Here is a 15,523-nt window from a genome sequence, read left to right as displayed (position 1 = left end):
GGCGTCGGCAGCCCGTAATATGCCGTAAAAGGTTTTGCAGAAGTGTTTCAGGCCTTCTTTACAATTGCATCTTTACATTCATTTACCGCGGCCGGCCGCTGCCTGCCAAAGTACGAGAACTCGCATTTTTCTTGCTTTCCATTCATCAGTGCCTGACGGCAACCCGCACCGGGCCTGGCTGGGGCGCTGAGGCCGGACGAGCGCGCTTAACAAGACTTTACTCGGCTTTACGCAGCAGGCATCAACTTAACACGTCTTGATGACCGATACTTTTGGCATGTACAAGGGAGCGATGCATGGGGCATCGCGCACAATAAAAGGAGTCCGTCATGGCCATCAGCAGCGTGTCGTCCAGCAATTTCAGTCTTGCCGATCTGTCGGCGTTGTCTGCAACCAGCGGTTTTTCGACCAGCGCCACGCCGCGCATGGATGCGCCGCCACCGCCGCCGCCGCGTGGTGACAAGGGCGGGGGCCTCATCGGGGCGCTCAAGGATATCCTGTCCGCGCTGGGCGTCGATCTCGACAGCTCGGCCACCAGCGCCACTTCGGTCACGTCGGCTACCACCACTTCCTCCAGCAGCAGCATCTCGTCGGCCAACGTCGATTCCAAGCTCGATGCCTTCCTGCAGGAATTGATGGCGGCTCTGAAGGGCCAGAACAATCCGCCGCCGGGACCGCCCCCGGCCAGCTCCACGTCTTCCAACGACAGCAGCACCAGCAGCGTATCGGCCACCAGCGATACCAGCAGCACGAGCAGCAGCACCAGTTCGACCAGTACCGACACCACCGCACGCGCCTACACGCCGGGCGGCCGTCCGCCGCCACCGGGAGGAGGGCTGGAGGCGGATCTCCAGAGCCTCATTTCCAGCCTCTCCGGCAGCAGCAGCGGCACTGATGCAGGCTCAGGAGACGGCACCGTCTCCTCGCTGGAAAGTGCATTCAGCAACCTCCTCAGTTCCTTGGGCGCGTCGTCATCCACGACCTCGCTCTCGAGCTTCCTGCAAAGCCTGCAGAGCAAGCTGGCCGCAGGCAAGACCACTGGCAACCTGATCGATACCACGGCGTGACGGGAAGGGCCGTGCCCGGGCCGGCAGCCATGCTAAGCTGCCGGCCATGAATGCTCCCGACCCCGCCACCCTGGCTGGCATCATGGGCCTGATGTGCGAGGCCATCGCCCTGCGCGGTGCAGGCCAGCCTGCCGCCGCCCTGGCCGCTCTCGATCAGGCCCTGCGACTCGATGCCGGCTTCCTGCCCGTGCTCATGCAGCGTGCCAGCCTGTTGCAGGAAAACGGCGATCTTCCTGCCGCGGCCGCTGCCTACCAAGCCTGCCTCGATCTGCTGCCCGATTACGACGAAGCCCGTGTGGCGCATCGTGCCGTCTTGCTGCAATGGGCCGATGCGCTCCAAGCGCGGCGGCTGCAGGAGGGCGCAAGGCCTGTCGATCAGCGGGTGTTGCTGGCGCGCTTGTACCACCAGCTGGACCAACCCCATGCGGCCTTGTCCGCCATCGAACCTGCCCTCCCGCTGCCGGCGCTGGAGGACCAGGCCCTGCATGCCGATATCCTGCTGCGGCTGAATCGCCATGAAGAGGCCTTGCGCTGCTATCCCGACGACGCGGCCGAGGATGAGGCGCGCGCCCTGATCGCCTTCAATCGGGCCGACATCCTGCGTCGCATGGGCCGGATCGAAGCGGCTCAAGCCGGATATGAAGAAGCCTTGCGCTGGCATGCCGACTTTCCGCAAGCCCAGGTGGGGCGTGCACATATGTTGCTCACGCGCGGGGACTTCGCCGAAGGTTGGCGCGAACATGAAGCGCGCTTCCGGATTCCGGAATTGGCCCGGCGCGCCATCACCACGCCCAGTCCGTGCTGGCAGCACGGCGAGTCGCTCAGTGGCAAACACATCCTGCTGTGGTCTGAACAAGGGCAGGGCGATTGTCTGCAATTTGCTCGCTATCTGCCGCTGGTGGCAGCGCAGGCGGCACAGGTCACCCTGTGTGCCCCGGCGGGCTTGCTGGCAGTGCTCGCGCCGTCCTTTGCGCAGGTTCGCTGCGTGGCGCATGTCAGTGAAGCCGGTCCGCATGATTGTCACGCTTCCTTGCTCAGTCTTCCGTATTTGCTGGATCTGCCGCATCCGAGCCAGGCTCCGGCCGCGCCTTACCTGAATGTGGATCCGATTCGCCTTCAGCAATGGCAGCAGCGTCTGGCCGAGACAGCGGCGGCTTCACCGCGCCGTCCGCGCATCGGCCTGGCCTGGGCCGGTCGCCAGTACGCCACGCCGCATCCCAGCCGCGACGTGCCACTGGCCGAGTGGCTACCTTTGTTTGAGTTGCCGGTAGAGGTGGTCTGCCTGCAAGTCGAGATCCCGCTGGCCGATCAGGGCGTGCATCAGGAGCTGTCTGGCCGGCTCCGCACCTTCCCGCTGGCGGACTGGGCCGATTCGGCAGCGCTGGCCTGCGCGCTGGATCTGGTCATCAGCGTCGATACCGCCGTGGTGCACCTGGTCGGCGCGTTAGGCTTGCCGTGCTTCCTGCCGCAGCGGCTGGAGGGCGAGTGGCGCTGGGGCTTGCAGGGCGAGCAGACTGCCTGGTATCCCTCGGTGAAGCTGTTCCGCCAGCAGCAGCGGGGGCAGTGGGGCAGTGTGGTGGAGGAGATCGTCGCCGCTTGCCGTGAACGGTTTGAGGGTTGGGCGTAAGCGCGTTGCAAGCGGACATGAAAACGGCTGCACAAGGCAGCCGTGGTCGCAGTCAAGGAGAGGCAGGAAGGGATCAGCGGCGATGCTGCTTCATCGCCGTCTGGATTTCGCGCTGGGTGTCGCGCTGTTTTTCGGTCTCGCGCTTGTCGTGCTGCTTCTTGCCCTTGGCCAGGCCGATGTCGCATTTGACGCGGCCTTTGCTGTAGTGCAAGTTCAGTGGCACCAGCGTGTAGCCGGAGCGTTCCACCTTGCCGATCAGCTTGCTGATCTCGGCGGCATTCAGGAGCAGCTTGCGGGTGCGGGTGGTTTCCGGATGCACGTGCGTGGAGGTGCTGGTCAGCGCACTGATGTGGCAGCCGAACAGGTAGACCTCGCCATTGCGCACGATCACGTAGGCTTCCTTGAGTTGCACGCGGCCGGCGCGGATCGATTTGACTTCCCAACCTTGCAAGACGAGGCCTGCTTCGAATCGCTCTTCGATGAAGTAATCGAAAAAGGCCTTTTTGTTATCAATAATGCTCATCTAAATAAAAATTCGTCTCGTCGGTTAAAATTGTGCCTTTGCGATTTTATCAAACGGATCACCCTCGATGGCAGTCGTACACAAAACCGTCCTGATCAACTATAGCGCGGAGCAGATGTTCAACCTGGTCGACAAGGTTGAGGATTACCCTGAATTCCTGCCCTGGTGTGGCGGTGTCGAGGTTTCCGAGCGCAGTGATGACAGCCTCACGGCCAAGATCAAGATCAATTATCACGGCCTCAAGCAATCCTTCAGCACCCAGAACACCAACGTGCGCCCGACCAGCATGACCATGCGCCTGGTGGAAGGCCCGTTCAAGCATTTCGAAGGCCGCTGGACCTTCAAGCCGCTGCGCGAGGATGCCTGCAAGATCGAATTCGACATGGAATATGAATTTTCCAGCCGCATCCTGGAAGGGGTGATCGGGCCGGTCTTCAGCATGATCGCCAACAGCTTCGTCGATTCCTTCTGCAAACGCGCCGAACAGATATATGGCTGAAGAGGCCTTTTTGCAAGTGCAGCTCTGCTACGCCGCGCCCGGCCTGCAGATCCTGCAGGACCTGCAGGTAGCCCCCGGCAGTACCATCCAGCAGGCCATTCTGGACAGCGGCCTGCTGCGCGAGCAGCCGGCCATCGACCTGTCGGTGTGCAAGGTCGGCATCTTCGGCAAGATCAAAACGCTCGACACGGTGCTGCGCGCACGCGACCGCATTGAGATCTACCGGCCGCTGATTGCGGACCCCAAGCAGTCGCGCCGCCGCCGCGCCGCGCACCGGGAGCAAGCGGACCGCCCTTGAACGGTGCTGTTGCCCGGCCCGGAATCCCAGCCTTCCGGCATTTTTACGACGCCCGGAGGGAGAAACGCAAGTAGAGCAAGACGCGCGTTCAGCTTTTCTGTATAATTCGGTTTTGCGCCTATAGGAAACACTATGCGTCTTCTCCAAAAAGCACTCACGTTCGATGATGTGCTGCTCGTTCCGGCCTTCTCGGACATCCTCCCCAAAGACACTTCCCTGACCACGCGCCTGACGCGCAACATCTCGCTGAACATTCCGCTGGTCTCCGCGGCAATGGATACCGTGACTGAATCCCGCCTGGCCATTGCCATGGCGCAAGAGGGCGGCATCGGCATCATCCACAAGAACCTGACGCCCAAGGAACAGGCGCGCGAGGTTTCCAAGGTCAAGCGTTTCGAGTCCGGCGTGGTCCGTGACCCGATCACCATCCCCCCCACCATGAAGATCCGTGACGTCATCGCGCTGTCCAAGCAGCATGGCATTTCCGGCTTCCCGGTGGTGGAAGGCAAGGCGCTGGTCGGCATCATCACCAACCGCGACCTGCGCTTTGAAGAAGAACTGGACGCAGAAGTCCGCGCCAAGATGACCCCGCGCGACAAGCTGGTCTACGTCAAGGAAAACGGCTCCAGCGCCGATCCGGAAGAAGCCAAGCGTCTGATGAACAAGCACCGCCTGGAGCGCGTGATGGTGGTCAACGATGCGTTTGAGCTGCGCGGCCTGATCACCGTCAAGGACATCGAAAAATCCACCGAACACCCCTTCGCCTGCAAGGACGAACACGGCAAGCTGCGCGTGGGTGCCGCCGTCGGCGTCGGCCCGGACAATGACGAGCGCATCGAGCTGCTGGTCGCCGCTGGCGTGGACGTGATCGTGGTCGACACCGCCCACGGCCACTCCGCTGGCGTGCTCAACCGCGTCAAGTGGGTCAAGACCCGCTACCCGCACGTCGAAGTCATCGGCGGCAACATCGCTACCGCCGCTGCCGCCAAGGCTCTGGTGGAACATGGCGCGGATGCTGTCAAGGTCGGTATCGGCCCCGGCTCCATCTGCACCACCCGTATCGTCGCCGGCGTCGGCGTGCCGCAGATCTCGGCCATCGCCAACGTCGCTGAAGCCCTCAAGGGTACTGGCGTTCCGGTGATCGCCGACGGCGGTATCCGTTTCTCGGGCGACGTCGCCAAGGCGCTGGCCGCCGGCGCTTCGGCCGTGATGATGGGCAGCATGTTCGCCGGTACCGAAGAAGCCCCGGGCGAAGTGATCCTGTACCAGGGCCGCAGCTACAAGTCGTATCGCGGCATGGGTTCGCTGGGTGCGATGGCTGACGGTTCGGCCGACCGCTACTTCCAGGACGGCGACAACACCGCAGACAAGTTCGTGCCGGAAGGCATCGAAGGCCGCGTTGCCTACAAGGGCTCCGTGGTTGCGATCCTGTATCAGCTGGTGGGCGGCGTGCGCTCCTCCATGGGTTACTGCGGTTGTGCCTCCATCGACGACTTCCGCGAGCGCGCCGAGTTTGTCGAGATTACCGCGGCCGGCATGCGTGAATCGCATGTCCACGACGTGCAGATCACCAAGGAAGCCCCGAACTACCGCGCCGAGTAATTTTCGATGCGGCCACAGCCCGACAGTCCACCGGCCTTGTGCCAGGCTGTCGGGCTGTTGATCTTTTCAGAAGTCCATTTTTAACGTAGCCAGACCTCACTGCCCATGTCCACGCATTCGCATTCGAAAATCCTGATCCTCGACTTCGGTTCCCAGGTGACCCAGCTCATCGCTCGCCGCGTGCGCGAAGCCGGTGTGTTTTCCGAGGTATTCCCGCATGACGTGACCGACGAGTTCGTGCGCAACTACGGCGCGGCCGGCGTCATCCTCTCCGGCGGCCCCAACAGCGTCACCGAAGGCGACACGCCGCGTGCCCCGCAAGCGGTCTTCGAACTGGGCGTGCCGGTGCTGGGCATCTGCTACGGCATGCAGACCATGGCCGAACAACTGGGCGGCAAGGTCGAGAACGGCCACCTGCGTGAATTCGGTTACGCTGAAGTGCGCGCGCACGGCCACACCAAGCTGCTGGACAACATCAGCGACTTCACCAATGCGCAAGGCCACGGCATGCTGAAGGTGTGGATGAGCCACGGTGACAAGGTCAACGAACTGCCCGCCGGCTTCAAGCTCATGGCCTCCACGGGCAACTGCCCGATCGCCGGCATGGCCGACGAAGAGCGTCGTTTCTACGGTGTGCAGTTCCACCCGGAAGTGACTCATACGGTGCAGGGCAAGGCCATGCTGGGCCGCTTCGTGCACGAGATCTGCGGCTGCCAGTCGGACTGGAACATGCCGGACTACATCGCCGAAGCCGTCGAGATGATCCGCCAGCAAGTGGGCAGCGATGAAGTCATCCTGGGCCTGTCGGGCGGTGTCGACAGCAGCGTGGCGGCAGCGCTGATCCATCGCGCCATCGGTGACCAGCTGACCTGTGTGTTCGTCGACCACGGCCTGCTGCGCCTGGACGAAGGCAAGATGGTCATGGAAATGTTTGCCAAGAACCTGGGTGTGAAGGTGATCCATGTTGACGCCACTGCACAGTTCATGGGCCACCTGGCGGGCGTGACCGATCCGGAAGCCAAGCGCAAGATCATCGGCCGCGAATTCGTGGAAGTGTTCCAGGCCGAATCGGCCAAGCTGACCAGCGCCAAGTGGCTGGCCCAGGGCACGATTTATCCGGACGTGATTGAAAGCGCCGGCAAGGGCAAGAAGACCGCCCACACCATCAAGAGCCACCACAACGTCGGCGGCCTGCCGGAAACGCTGAACCTGAAGCTCCTGGAGCCGCTGCGCGAACTGTTCAAGGACGAAGTGCGCGAACTGGGCGTGGCGCTGGGCCTGCCGCCGGAGATGGTGTATCGCCATCCGTTCCCAGGTCCTGGCCTGGGTGTGCGTATCCTGGGTGAAGTGAAGAAAGAGTACGCCGACCTGCTGCGCCGTGCGGATGCGATCTTCATCGAAGAACTGCGCAATACGAAGGATGAAGATGGTCAAAGCTGGTATGAGAAGACCAGCCAGGCCTTTGCCGTGTTCCTGCCGGTGAAGTCGGTGGGCGTCATGGGTGATGGCCGTACCTACGAATACGTGGTGGCCTTGCGTGCGGTGCAGACGCAGGACTTCATGACGGCGCACTGGGCGCACCTGCCGCATGAGCTGCTGGGACGCGTGTCCAATCGCATCATCAACGAGGTGCGTGGCTTGAACCGGGTGGTTTATGACATTTCGGGGAAGCCGCCGGCGACCATTGAGTGGGAGTGATCCTGCGCCTGTCGTTGACGAAGAGGGGATCTCGGTCTGCATGGATTGACTAAGTACGGGTATCCCGTATAATTCGATCCATGCGCACCGTGATCGAAACTCCGACCTTCCAGAAGCAGGCCGAGAAGCTGTGGTCAGAGGATGAGCGACTGGCCTTCATCGGTTGGATTGCTTTGAACCCGCTGGTCGGGGATGTGATCCCTGGTGCTGATGGTGCACGCAAGTTCGCTGGAGCCGTTCGGGATCAGGCAAGTCAAGCGGCGCGCGGGTGATCTACTTCAACCTGACGGAGCAGGAAGTGGTGTTGCTGGTGACGGCGTATGCGAAGGCCGAACGCTCCAACATGCTTCCCGCTGACATCAAGAAGGTGGCGTGATATGGGCATAAGCAAAATCGACGTTGAGAGAGTAGCAAAGGCTATCGAGGCTGATGCCGGCGAGGCTCTTCCCGATCTGCGGCAAGCACTTGCAGAGGCGAAGGCAGGGATTGGACGTGTTACAACCCCGGAGCAGATCATCGTGCGTCAGGCACGGGAGAAATCCGGGCTGACGCAAGCCGCTTTTGCCGAGCGCATCGAAACCCCGGTAGCGACATTGCGCGATTGGGAGCAAGGACGGTTCGCGCCACCAGGAGGAGTGCTATGTCTGCTAAGGCTGATCATCAAGCACCCCGAGTTGTCCGAAGAGTTGAGCGTCGTATGAAGTTTCCCGAACCTGACCATTCTGAAAAAACCCGCTGAAGGCGGGTTTTTTCATATCCGGAGGGCGACCGTGGCGCGCTATCATTGGCTTCGCCCCCATTGCACCGCTGTTTCAGGCAAAGTCGTGGTCTTGAATCTTCATATCGCCCCTGAACCTCATGCCCTCACCGCAAATCCACTTCCGCTGCGATCCTGCGCTGATTGACCACCTCCCACGTCCCCGCCTGGCCCGCGAGCTGATCCCCGACTGGATCCGCAGCATGCCGGCCAAGGCCTTCTCCGCGCTGCATGACCGCGATATCCGTACCGTCAAGCAATGCCCGCCCTTCATCGATGCGATGGCCCATGGCTTCATGATCTTGCTGCCCTGCGACGTGCACGTGGACAAAGGCAGCTTCAGTTGGGATTGGGAAGCCCCGGCGACCACCGTGGAGGGCCATCCGCGTGCGCCATTGAGTTTTCATCCGCCCGCGCAGGTCACCGGCACACCGTTCGAACACGGCGATGCGCTGGTGCTGAAGTTCAACAGCTTCTGGACCATCGAACTGGAACCTGGCTGGTCACTCTTCGCGACGCATCCGGTGAACCGTCACGACTTGCCGTTCAGGCTGCTCTCAGGACTGGTGGATGCGGACCAGTTCCATGACGCCGGAATCAATTTCCCGGCCGTCTGGACCGATGAAGAGTTTGTCGGCGTACTGCCCAAAGGCATGCCGGTCGCGCAATGCATGCCCGTGCCGCGCGAACGGCCCGTGCTGCACTTCGATACCCTGGAAGGAGAGGCCGCCACCCGCTACAGCCAGACCGTCGCCGACGTGCTGGCCGCCCCCAACGTCTACCGCAAACAATACCGCCAGAGCAAATAGCCGCTTACGGGCGTCCCGGCAGGATGGTCGGTGTGGCGCGGGGCAGGGTGCGTGGATAGTCCTGGCTGAAGTGGAGGCCGCGGCTTTCCTTGCGCATCAGGGCGCTGGAAACGATCAACTGCGCCACATCCACCAGGTTGCGCAGCTCCAGCAGATCGCGCGAGATGCGGAAGTTGGCGTAGTACTCGTCGATCTCTTCCTTGAGCAGGCGGATACGGTGCTGGGCGCGTTCGAGACGCTTGTCGGTGCGCACGATGCTGACGTAATTCCACATGAAGCGGCGCAGCTCGTCCCAGTTGTGGGCGATCACCACTTCCTCGTCGGCATCGCTGACGCGGCTTTCATCCCATTGCGGTACCTCGGCGATGCGCCAGGTGCCCGCGGACAACTCCCGTTCGATATCTTCGGCCGCCGAGCGGCCCAGCACCAGGCATTCCAGCAGCGAATTGCTGGCCAGGCGATTGGCGCCATGCAGCCCGGTATAGGCCGTCTCGCCGACCGCATACAAGCCTGGCAGGTCGGTGCGGCCGGCCATGTCGGTCACCACGCCGCCGCAGGTGTAGTGCGCTGCCGGCACCACCGGGATGGGCTGGCGCGTGATGTCGATGCCGAACTCCAGGCAGCGCGCCTGGATGGTCGGGAAGTGCTCGGCGATGAAGGCCGGGCTTTGATGACTGATGTCCAGGTCGACATGGTCCAGCCCGCGTTTTTTCATCTCGAAATCGATGGCACGCGCCACGATGTCGCGCGGGGCCAGCTCGGCACGCTCGTCGTGTTCCGGCATGAAACGCTGGCCCGCCAGAGCACCCGCCGAAGCCGGCAGCTTGAGCAAGGCCCCTTCGCCGCGCAAGGCCTCGCTGATGAGGAAGGATTTTGCGTAAGGGTGATACAGGCAAGTCGGATGGAACTGGATGAATTCCATGTTGGCCACCCGGCAGCCGGCGCGCCAGGCCATGGCGATGCCGTCGCCGGTGGCTGAATCGGGATTGGAAGTGTAGAGATACACCTTGCCGGCCCCGCCCGTGGCCAGCACCGTGCGGCCGGCCGCAATGGCCAGCACGCGGCCGCTGGCGGTGTCCTGGACATGCACGCCCAGGCAGCGCGGTTCGGCCTTGGGATCGAGCTTGCGCGCATGGATCAGGTCGATGGCGCAGTGATGCTCCAGCAGCGTGATGTTGGGGTGGGCCCGCACGCGCTGCTCCAGCGTCACCTGGACGGCGTGGCCGGTGGCATCAGCGGCGTGGATGATGCGGCGCTGGCTGTGGCCACCTTCGCGGGTGAGGTGATAGCCCAGCTCGGCGCTGTCGTCGCGGGTGAAGGGCACGCCCTGCGCGATCAGCCATTCGATGGCCTCGCGGCCGTGTTCGACGATGTAGCGGGTGGCACTTTCATCGCACAGGCCGGCACCGGCCACCAGCGTATCGTCGATATGCTGGGCGTGGCTGTCGCCCGAATCGAGCACGGCAGCAATGCCGCCTTGTGCCCAGTTGCTGGCCCCGTCCAGCAGCTCGCCCTTGGAAACGACCACCACCTGGTACTTCTCTGCCAGATGGAGGGCCACGGAAAGACCGGCCAGACCGCTGCCGAGGATGGCGACATCACACTTCATGATCGTGAGCAAAGCTGCTGTTGTGGAGGGAGACGGTGATTATAGCGGCATGCCGCGGGCATATCGTTTATATCGTTTCTGGCTCCCCGGCGAGGTATTTGCCCGCATAAAACAAAACGGGCGCCGATTTTCGTCGGGGCCCGTTCACGTCATGCGACTGAGCGCAAGATCACTGCGGAATGACCGGTTTGACCTTGGCCGCAGCCTGCTTGGCGCGGATACGTGCGGTTTCGACGCTGTCACCGGAAGCCAGCGCCACGCCCATGCGGCGGCGGGCGAAGGATTCCGGCTTGCCGAACAGGCGAATGTCGGCACCCGGGATGCGCAGCGCTTCAGCCACGCCATCGAAGGCGATGCCCCGGGCGTCATGCTGGCCGTAGATCACGGCGGAGGCACCGGGGCTCCTGAGGGCGGTATTGACCGGCAGGCCGAGGATGGCCTTGGCATGCAGTTCGAATTCGCTCTGCACCTGGCTGACCATGGTGACCATGCCGGTGTCATGCGGACGCGGGCTGACTTCGGAGAACCAGACCATGTCGCCCTTGACGAACAGTTCCACGCCGAACAGACCCAAGCCGCCGAGGTTCTCGGTGACCTTGCGGGCGATGTCGCGGGCCTTTTCCAGCGCGGCGTTGGGCATGGGGTGCGGCTGCCACGACTCGACGTAGTCGCCCTTGACCTGGACGTGGCCGATGGGGTCGCAGAAGCTGGTGATGGTGTCGCCGTTTTCGTTGAGCGAGCGCACCGTCAGCAGGGTGATTTCATAGTCGAAGTCGATGAAGCCTTCGACGATCACGCGGCCGGAGTCGACGCGGCCACCGGCGGCGGCGTAGTTCCAGGCGGCTTCGATTTCATCGGGGCCGTCGATCTTGGACTGGCCCTTGCCGGAAGACGACATGACCGGCTTGATCACGCAGGGGAAGCCGATCTGGTCAATGGCCGCCTTGAGTTCGTCCAGGCTGTCGGCAAAGCGGTAGGGCGAGGTTGCCAGGCCCAGGGTTTCACCGGCCAGGCGGCGGATGCCTTCGCGGTTCATGGTCAGCCAGGCAGCGCGCGCGGTCGGGATCACGCGGGCACGGCCGACTTCTTCCAGCTTGACCAGGGTCTCGGTGGCAATGGCCTCGATTTCGGGCACGATCAGGTCGGGCTGCTCCTGCTCGATCAGTGCGGCAAGGGCGGCACCGTCGGTCATGTTGATCACGTGAGCGCGATGGGCGACCTGCTGGCCAGGGGCGTTCTCATAACGGTCAACGGCAATGACTTCCACGCCCAAGCGTTGCAGGGCGATGATGACTTCCTTGCCGAGTTCGCCGGAGCCCAGCAGCATGACTTTGGTGGCGGAAGGAGACAGAGGAGTGCCGATTCGGATTGGTTTTTTCATATCGGGGGGAGTGTGTCAGCGGGGGGCGCTGATGCAGTGCGAGAATCAATCACGGGCGGACGATACCAAATCTTGCAGGGTTTGGACAGTCGCAATATGCCTAGTTCTGACAAGAAGTATCGGCGAAAAATTGCTTATTTTTCCTTTGGGAAATGAATTTTGACTACGGTACCGACGCGGATCGAATAACGTCGGTCTTTTCTCGCGTTTTTGCAGTGAATGAGCGCAACCGAGCACGTTTCCTACGAGACGGGACTTTGGCGCTGGACGAGTTTGAATTGTTGCGCCAAATTCGGCGATCTCAACATAAAAGCGAACATCCATGTCCAAGACAGATCAACCGCCATTTCTTTCGAGCAAATCTTTGGCGCCTAGCTTGCGCGCTGCCCTGCAGCCATACAGCCCTGAAGCAGAGGTCCCTGAATTAGTGAACGGTGTGGCGGAGCCTGGCGGTCATCTGCGAATGGGCGACGCGCTCTGCCAGATGAATCGAGAGCATGGCCTCATCAATGAGGATGTGAGCGCGCTGGAGGACCTTCTTGATCGCAGTCCTGCCGAGCCGATCCGGTTCGAATGATCGCACCCGTATTCATGGAGGCTGCGAGCCTTTGACACCGCCTGCAAGGGCGACTTGGTCAGTAGTCCAGCTCCAAGTCCAGCATCACCCCCGACAACGCCTTCCCATGCGCATCCAGCGCCAGTGACCGGGTAACCCCTCCGCCCAGCGCGCGTTGCATCACGAAGTTGAGTGCCCCCAGATGCGGCAGCGCGTGGCGCACCACTTCCCCATGGACCACGCCGGCAAAATGCGCACGCACCCGCTCGGCCGTCAGGGTGCGCTCCAGCAGCGCATAGTCCTCCTGCCGATAGGCGATTACGGAGATATTCGATATGTCGCCTTTGTCTCCGGCGCGCGAATGAGCAATTTCTCTGAGCAGCATCTCAGGCTTCCTCGATGAAAACGGATGGATGCACCAGCGTGCGCGGCAGCAGCAGCGACAGCACGGCGATGACTTCGCGGGCCGACTTGGTGGCGCCGCCGCCACCGGCCGGGCCGTTGGTATAAAGCGTCTCGACTTCGTTGCCGATGCGGACCGCCTCTTTCATGCTGGCCGTTCGTCCCGTCACGCGCAGGCGGACTTCGTGCGGCTCGGGCGCATGCGCCGACATCTGTTCACCGGCAATGGCATTGATGCCGATCAGGTCCACGCGCAGTTCTTCAGTCTGTACACCCGTGAGCGCCAGCCGCTCGCGCACGATCTCGCCGGCCAGTTGCGCACGCGCTTGCGCGCCCGGCCCGGCATACGAGATCTGGCCTTCGCCAATGAAACTGTCGCGGTAGCCCAGCGTGGTCTTGAGCGTCTGCGGTCGCGCACGGCCACGGCCGCCGGTGACGGCGACGCGGTCCGGCCCGACTTCTTCGATGCGGACTTGCGAGAAATCGGCAATCACATCCGGCGTGAAGTAGGCGCTCGGATCATGGATCTCATAGAGCAATTGCTCCTTGCAGGTGCGGGCCGTGACTTGTCCTCCGGACCCTGCCACCTTGGTGATGACGGCACTGCCATCAGCCTTCACTTCACCAATCGGAAACCCCAGCCGCGCCAGTCCGGCCACGTCCTTCTTGCCGGGATCAGCAAAATAGCCACCGGTAATCTGTCCGGCGCACTCCAGCAGGTGGCCGATGAGGGTGCCCTGGCCGAGCTTGTCCCAGTCATCGGCGACCCAGTCGAATTCGTGTACCAGCGGTGCCAATACCAGCGCGGGATCGGCCACGCGGCCGGTGATGATGACCTGGGCACCGGCCTGCAGGGCTTCGACGATGGGGGCGATGCCCAGATAGGCATTGGCCGAGATGAGGCGGCTACCGAGGGAAGCGACCGGCTGGCCATTGTCCTCGATGCGCCATTCGTCCTGCTGCACGGCTTCCAGCACGTCGTCTCCTGCCACGGCTGCTACCTTCAGTCCGCTCAGTCCCAGTTCACGCGCGATCTCGCGCACGCGTTGCGCCGCCGCCAGCGGATTGGCCGCGCCCATATTGGTGATGAGGCGGATGCCTTGGGTGGCACAGGTCTTGAGCACAGCATGCATGCGTTCGGCCAGCAGCGGGTCGTAACCCTTGCTCGGGTCTGCCAGCCGCGCTTGCTGGCCGATGGCGATGGTGCGCTCGGCCAGGCATTCGAAGATCAGGTAATCCAGCTGGCCGTGTTCGGCCAGTTCGGCGGCCGGCTCGATGCGGTCGCCTGAATAGCCGGCACCGGCGCCGATGCGCACGGTGCGTTGTGGATCTTGGGTCATGCGCTTCTCCAAAACAGGGTGTTGCACTTCCAGTGGCCCGCGCTCAGAACAGCGGGAACAGCCCCAGTACTACGCAGGCGATGGTCATCACCACGGAGGCACCGAAGAGGAAGGGAATGGTGTATTTCTGGTGGTCCGCCAGTTCGATCCCGGCCAGGCCGCACACCAGGAAGGTCGCGGGCGTGAGCGGGCTGACCGGGAAACCGGTCGTCATCTGGCCCAACAGCGCTGCCTGGGCCACCTGGATGGTCGGTACGCCCAGCATGTGGCTGACCTCGGCGATCACCGGCAGCACGCCGAAGTAGAAGGAATCCGGATCGAACAGCAGCGACAGCGGCATCGACAGCACGCCCAGCACCACCGGGATATGCCCGGCCATCTCGGGCGGCACGAAGCCGACCGCGGTCTTGGCCATGGCCGAGAGCATGCCTGACTTGGTCATGATGCCGGTGAACACGCCGGCCGCAAACAGGATGCTGGCCATCAGCAGGGCCGCCTTGGCGTGGGCGTCGATGCGCTCGCGCTGCATGGCCACGTCGCGATAGTTGATCATCAGCGCCAGCACCACGCCGATCATGAACATCACCACCGGATCGACCTTGCCGCTGATCATCACGCCCAGCACGAAGACCGTCAGCACGATGTTGGCCCAGAAATTCTGCGGGCGACGGATCTTCAGTTGCGCCTCGCTCAGTTCATGCTGCTGCACGAAATCGACGCTCGATCCCTTGCCCAGCCCGAGCCGGCGCTCTTCCTTCAGGCCCAGCAGATACGAGGCGATGAACACGAACGCCAGCCCCACCAGTTGCACCGGCACCAGCGGAGTGAAGATGTCCGAGACCGGGATGTGCAGCGCCGCCGAGGCGCGGATCATTGGCCCGGTCCACGGCAGGAAATTCACGCCTGCCGCCATCGAGGCCACGCAGGCCAGGATGCGCTTGTCGATGCCCAGCCGCGTGTACAGCGGCAGCATGGCGGGGATGGTGATGAGGAAAGTCACCGCACCCGAGCCATCCAGGTGGATCAGCAGCGCCAGCAGCGCCGTGCCCGGCACGATGCGGGTAGGGCGGCTGCCCACGGTCTTGAGGATGCGGCTGATGATCGGGTCCAGCATGCCGGCATCGGTGACGATGCCGAAGAACAGGATCGCAAAGACGAACATGCCGGCCACCGGCGCAATGGCGGTTACGCCCTGGACGATGAACTTGGAGGTCTGCAAGCCGAAGCCACCGACCAGCGCGGCAATGATGGGAATGGCGATCAGCGCCACCAGGGGCGACATCCTCTTGGTGAGGATGGCCATGAACAAGGATACGATCGTGACAAAGCCGAGCAGGGCCAACATGCGTGTCTCC

The 15,523-nt window shown here is 62.8% G+C and carries 16 protein-coding genes; 10 read left to right on the top strand and 6 right to left on the bottom strand.

Going from position 1 to position 15,523, the window contains the following annotated elements; translation table 11 throughout:
- Positions 1 to 329 precede the first annotated feature (329 nt).
- Positions 330 to 1,067 carry a hypothetical protein gene (locus ACWHXP_RS08900; RefSeq protein WP_489625410.1) on the top strand — a complete coding sequence of 246 codons (738 nt, stop codon included), beginning with the start codon at positions 330 to 332 and terminating at the stop codon, positions 1,065 to 1,067.
- Positions 1,068 to 1,113: 46 nt separating this feature from the next.
- Complete coding sequence (locus ACWHXP_RS08895; RefSeq protein ID WP_489633984.1) at positions 1,114 to 2,694, top strand: glycosyltransferase family protein; 1,581 nt, start codon at positions 1,114 to 1,116, stop codon at positions 2,692 to 2,694.
- Positions 2,695 to 2,767: 73 nt separating this feature from the next.
- On the opposite strand, the gene smpB is transcribed toward ACWHXP_RS08895, so the two are convergent.
- Positions 2,768 to 3,217 carry an SsrA-binding protein SmpB gene (smpB, locus tag ACWHXP_RS08890; RefSeq protein WP_088753876.1) on the bottom strand — a complete coding sequence of 150 codons (450 nt, stop codon included), beginning with the start codon at positions 3,215 to 3,217 and terminating at the stop codon, positions 2,768 to 2,770.
- 67 nt (positions 3,218 to 3,284) lie between these two features.
- Between smpB and ACWHXP_RS08885 the strand changes: the two genes are divergently transcribed.
- From ACWHXP_RS08885 to ACWHXP_RS08855, 7 genes are all read left to right on the top strand, one after another.
- Positions 3,285 to 3,716: a type II toxin-antitoxin system RatA family toxin gene (locus tag ACWHXP_RS08885; protein ID WP_034336959.1), complete on the top strand. Its 432-nt coding sequence runs from the start codon at positions 3,285 to 3,287 to the stop codon at positions 3,714 to 3,716.
- Positions 3,709 to 4,014 (top strand): RnfH family protein, encoded by a 306-nt coding sequence (locus ACWHXP_RS08880; RefSeq protein WP_039788241.1) that lies wholly within the window; start codon positions 3,709 to 3,711, stop codon positions 4,012 to 4,014. The genes ACWHXP_RS08885 and ACWHXP_RS08880 overlap by 8 nt, the downstream gene beginning before the upstream one ends.
- A 132-nt stretch (positions 4,015 to 4,146) precedes the next feature.
- Positions 4,147 to 5,616, top strand: coding sequence for an IMP dehydrogenase (guaB, locus tag ACWHXP_RS08875; RefSeq protein ID WP_489625412.1), 1,470 nt, complete (start codon positions 4,147 to 4,149; stop codon positions 5,614 to 5,616).
- A 105-nt stretch (positions 5,617 to 5,721) separates the two neighbouring features.
- Positions 5,722 to 7,314, top strand: coding sequence for a glutamine-hydrolyzing GMP synthase (gene guaA / locus ACWHXP_RS08870; protein ID WP_039788239.1), 1,593 nt, complete (start codon positions 5,722 to 5,724; stop codon positions 7,312 to 7,314).
- 80 nt (positions 7,315 to 7,394) lie between these two features.
- Positions 7,395 to 7,586: a hypothetical protein gene (locus tag ACWHXP_RS08865; protein WP_489633985.1), complete on the top strand. Its 192-nt coding sequence runs from the start codon at positions 7,395 to 7,397 to the stop codon at positions 7,584 to 7,586.
- A 105-nt stretch (positions 7,587 to 7,691) separates the two neighbouring features.
- Positions 7,692 to 8,015 carry a helix-turn-helix domain-containing protein gene (locus ACWHXP_RS08860; protein ID WP_489633986.1) on the top strand — a complete coding sequence of 108 codons (324 nt, stop codon included), beginning with the start codon at positions 7,692 to 7,694 and terminating at the stop codon, positions 8,013 to 8,015.
- Between the two features lie 157 nt (positions 8,016 to 8,172).
- Positions 8,173 to 8,880: a hypothetical protein gene (locus ACWHXP_RS08855; protein WP_489633987.1), complete on the top strand. Its 708-nt coding sequence runs from the start codon at positions 8,173 to 8,175 to the stop codon at positions 8,878 to 8,880.
- A gap of 4 nt (positions 8,881 to 8,884) precedes the next feature.
- On the opposite strand, the gene nadB is transcribed toward ACWHXP_RS08855, so the two are convergent.
- Positions 8,885 to 10,489: an L-aspartate oxidase gene (gene nadB, locus ACWHXP_RS08850; protein ID WP_121040032.1), complete on the bottom strand. Its 1,605-nt coding sequence runs from the start codon at positions 10,487 to 10,489 to the stop codon at positions 8,885 to 8,887.
- Positions 10,490 to 10,658: 169 nt separating this feature from the next.
- Positions 10,659 to 11,870, bottom strand: a complete 1,212-nt coding sequence (gene purT, locus ACWHXP_RS08845) for a formate-dependent phosphoribosylglycinamide formyltransferase (RefSeq protein ID WP_489625416.1) — start codon at positions 11,868 to 11,870, stop codon at positions 10,659 to 10,661.
- A gap of 322 nt (positions 11,871 to 12,192) precedes the next feature.
- On the opposite strand from purT, the gene ACWHXP_RS08840 reads away from it, so the two are divergent.
- Complete coding sequence (locus ACWHXP_RS08840) at positions 12,193 to 12,447, top strand: hypothetical protein (protein ID WP_083859734.1); 255 nt, start codon at positions 12,193 to 12,195, stop codon at positions 12,445 to 12,447.
- Between the two features lie 58 nt (positions 12,448 to 12,505).
- On the opposite strand, the gene ACWHXP_RS08835 is transcribed toward ACWHXP_RS08840, so the two are convergent.
- The 3 genes from ACWHXP_RS08835 to ACWHXP_RS08825 are packed head-to-tail and all read right to left on the bottom strand — an operon-like array spanning position 12,506 to position 15,513.
- A complete protein-coding gene (locus tag ACWHXP_RS08835) occupies positions 12,506 to 12,811 on the bottom strand; it encodes an AtuA-related protein (RefSeq protein WP_034336919.1) in 306 nt (101 codons plus the stop codon).
- Between the two features lies 1 nt (position 12,812).
- Positions 12,813 to 14,168 (bottom strand): acyclic terpene utilization AtuA family protein, encoded by a 1,356-nt coding sequence (locus ACWHXP_RS08830; RefSeq protein ID WP_489633988.1) that lies wholly within the window; start codon positions 14,166 to 14,168, stop codon positions 12,813 to 12,815.
- A gap of 43 nt (positions 14,169 to 14,211) precedes the next feature.
- On the bottom strand, positions 14,212 to 15,513 hold the full coding sequence (locus tag ACWHXP_RS08825; RefSeq protein WP_489633989.1) for a CitMHS family transporter: 1,302 nt from the start codon (positions 15,511 to 15,513) through the stop codon (positions 14,212 to 14,214).
- Positions 15,514 to 15,523 lie beyond the last annotated feature (10 nt).

The sequence above is a fragment of the Herbaspirillum sp. Her2 genome, assembly GCF_057961375.1.
This window is presented reverse-complemented; position numbering and strand designations above follow the sequence as displayed.

Excerpts from the sequence above, each read along its gene's own strand:
- ACWHXP_RS08840 (WP_083859734.1), top strand. The coding sequence starts at position 12,193 with ATGTCCAAGACAGATCAACCGCCATTTCTTTCGAGCAAATCTTTGGCG.
- guaB (WP_489625412.1), top strand. The coding sequence starts at position 4,147 with ATGCGTCTTCTCCAAAAAGCACTCACGTTCGATGATGTGCTGCTCGTT.
- guaA (WP_039788239.1), top strand. The coding sequence starts at position 5,722 with ATGTCCACGCATTCGCATTCGAAAATCCTGATCCTCGACTTCGGTTCC.
- ACWHXP_RS08900 (WP_489625410.1), top strand. The coding sequence starts at position 330 with ATGGCCATCAGCAGCGTGTCGTCCAGCAATTTCAGTCTTGCCGATCTG.
- nadB (WP_121040032.1), bottom strand. The coding sequence starts at position 10,489 with ATGAAGTGTGATGTCGCCATCCTCGGCAGCGGTCTGGCCGGTCTTTCC.
- ACWHXP_RS08885 (WP_034336959.1), top strand. The coding sequence starts at position 3,285 with ATGGCAGTCGTACACAAAACCGTCCTGATCAACTATAGCGCGGAGCAG.
- ACWHXP_RS08880 (WP_039788241.1), top strand. The coding sequence starts at position 3,709 with ATGGCTGAAGAGGCCTTTTTGCAAGTGCAGCTCTGCTACGCCGCGCCC.
- ACWHXP_RS08860 (WP_489633986.1), top strand. The coding sequence starts at position 7,692 with ATGGGCATAAGCAAAATCGACGTTGAGAGAGTAGCAAAGGCTATCGAG.
- ACWHXP_RS08830 (WP_489633988.1), bottom strand. The coding sequence starts at position 14,168 with ATGACCCAAGATCCACAACGCACCGTGCGCATCGGCGCCGGTGCCGGC.
- ACWHXP_RS08855 (WP_489633987.1), top strand. The coding sequence starts at position 8,173 with ATGCCCTCACCGCAAATCCACTTCCGCTGCGATCCTGCGCTGATTGAC.
- ACWHXP_RS08825 (WP_489633989.1), bottom strand. The coding sequence starts at position 15,513 with ATGTTGGCCCTGCTCGGCTTTGTCACGATCGTATCCTTGTTCATGGCC.
- smpB (WP_088753876.1), bottom strand. The coding sequence starts at position 3,217 with ATGAGCATTATTGATAACAAAAAGGCCTTTTTCGATTACTTCATCGAA.
- ACWHXP_RS08835 (WP_034336919.1), bottom strand. The coding sequence starts at position 12,811 with ATGCTGCTCAGAGAAATTGCTCATTCGCGCGCCGGAGACAAAGGCGAC.
- ACWHXP_RS08895 (WP_489633984.1), top strand. The coding sequence starts at position 1,114 with ATGAATGCTCCCGACCCCGCCACCCTGGCTGGCATCATGGGCCTGATG.
- purT (WP_489625416.1), bottom strand. The coding sequence starts at position 11,870 with ATGAAAAAACCAATCCGAATCGGCACTCCTCTGTCTCCTTCCGCCACC.
- ACWHXP_RS08865 (WP_489633985.1), top strand. The coding sequence starts at position 7,395 with ATGCGCACCGTGATCGAAACTCCGACCTTCCAGAAGCAGGCCGAGAAG.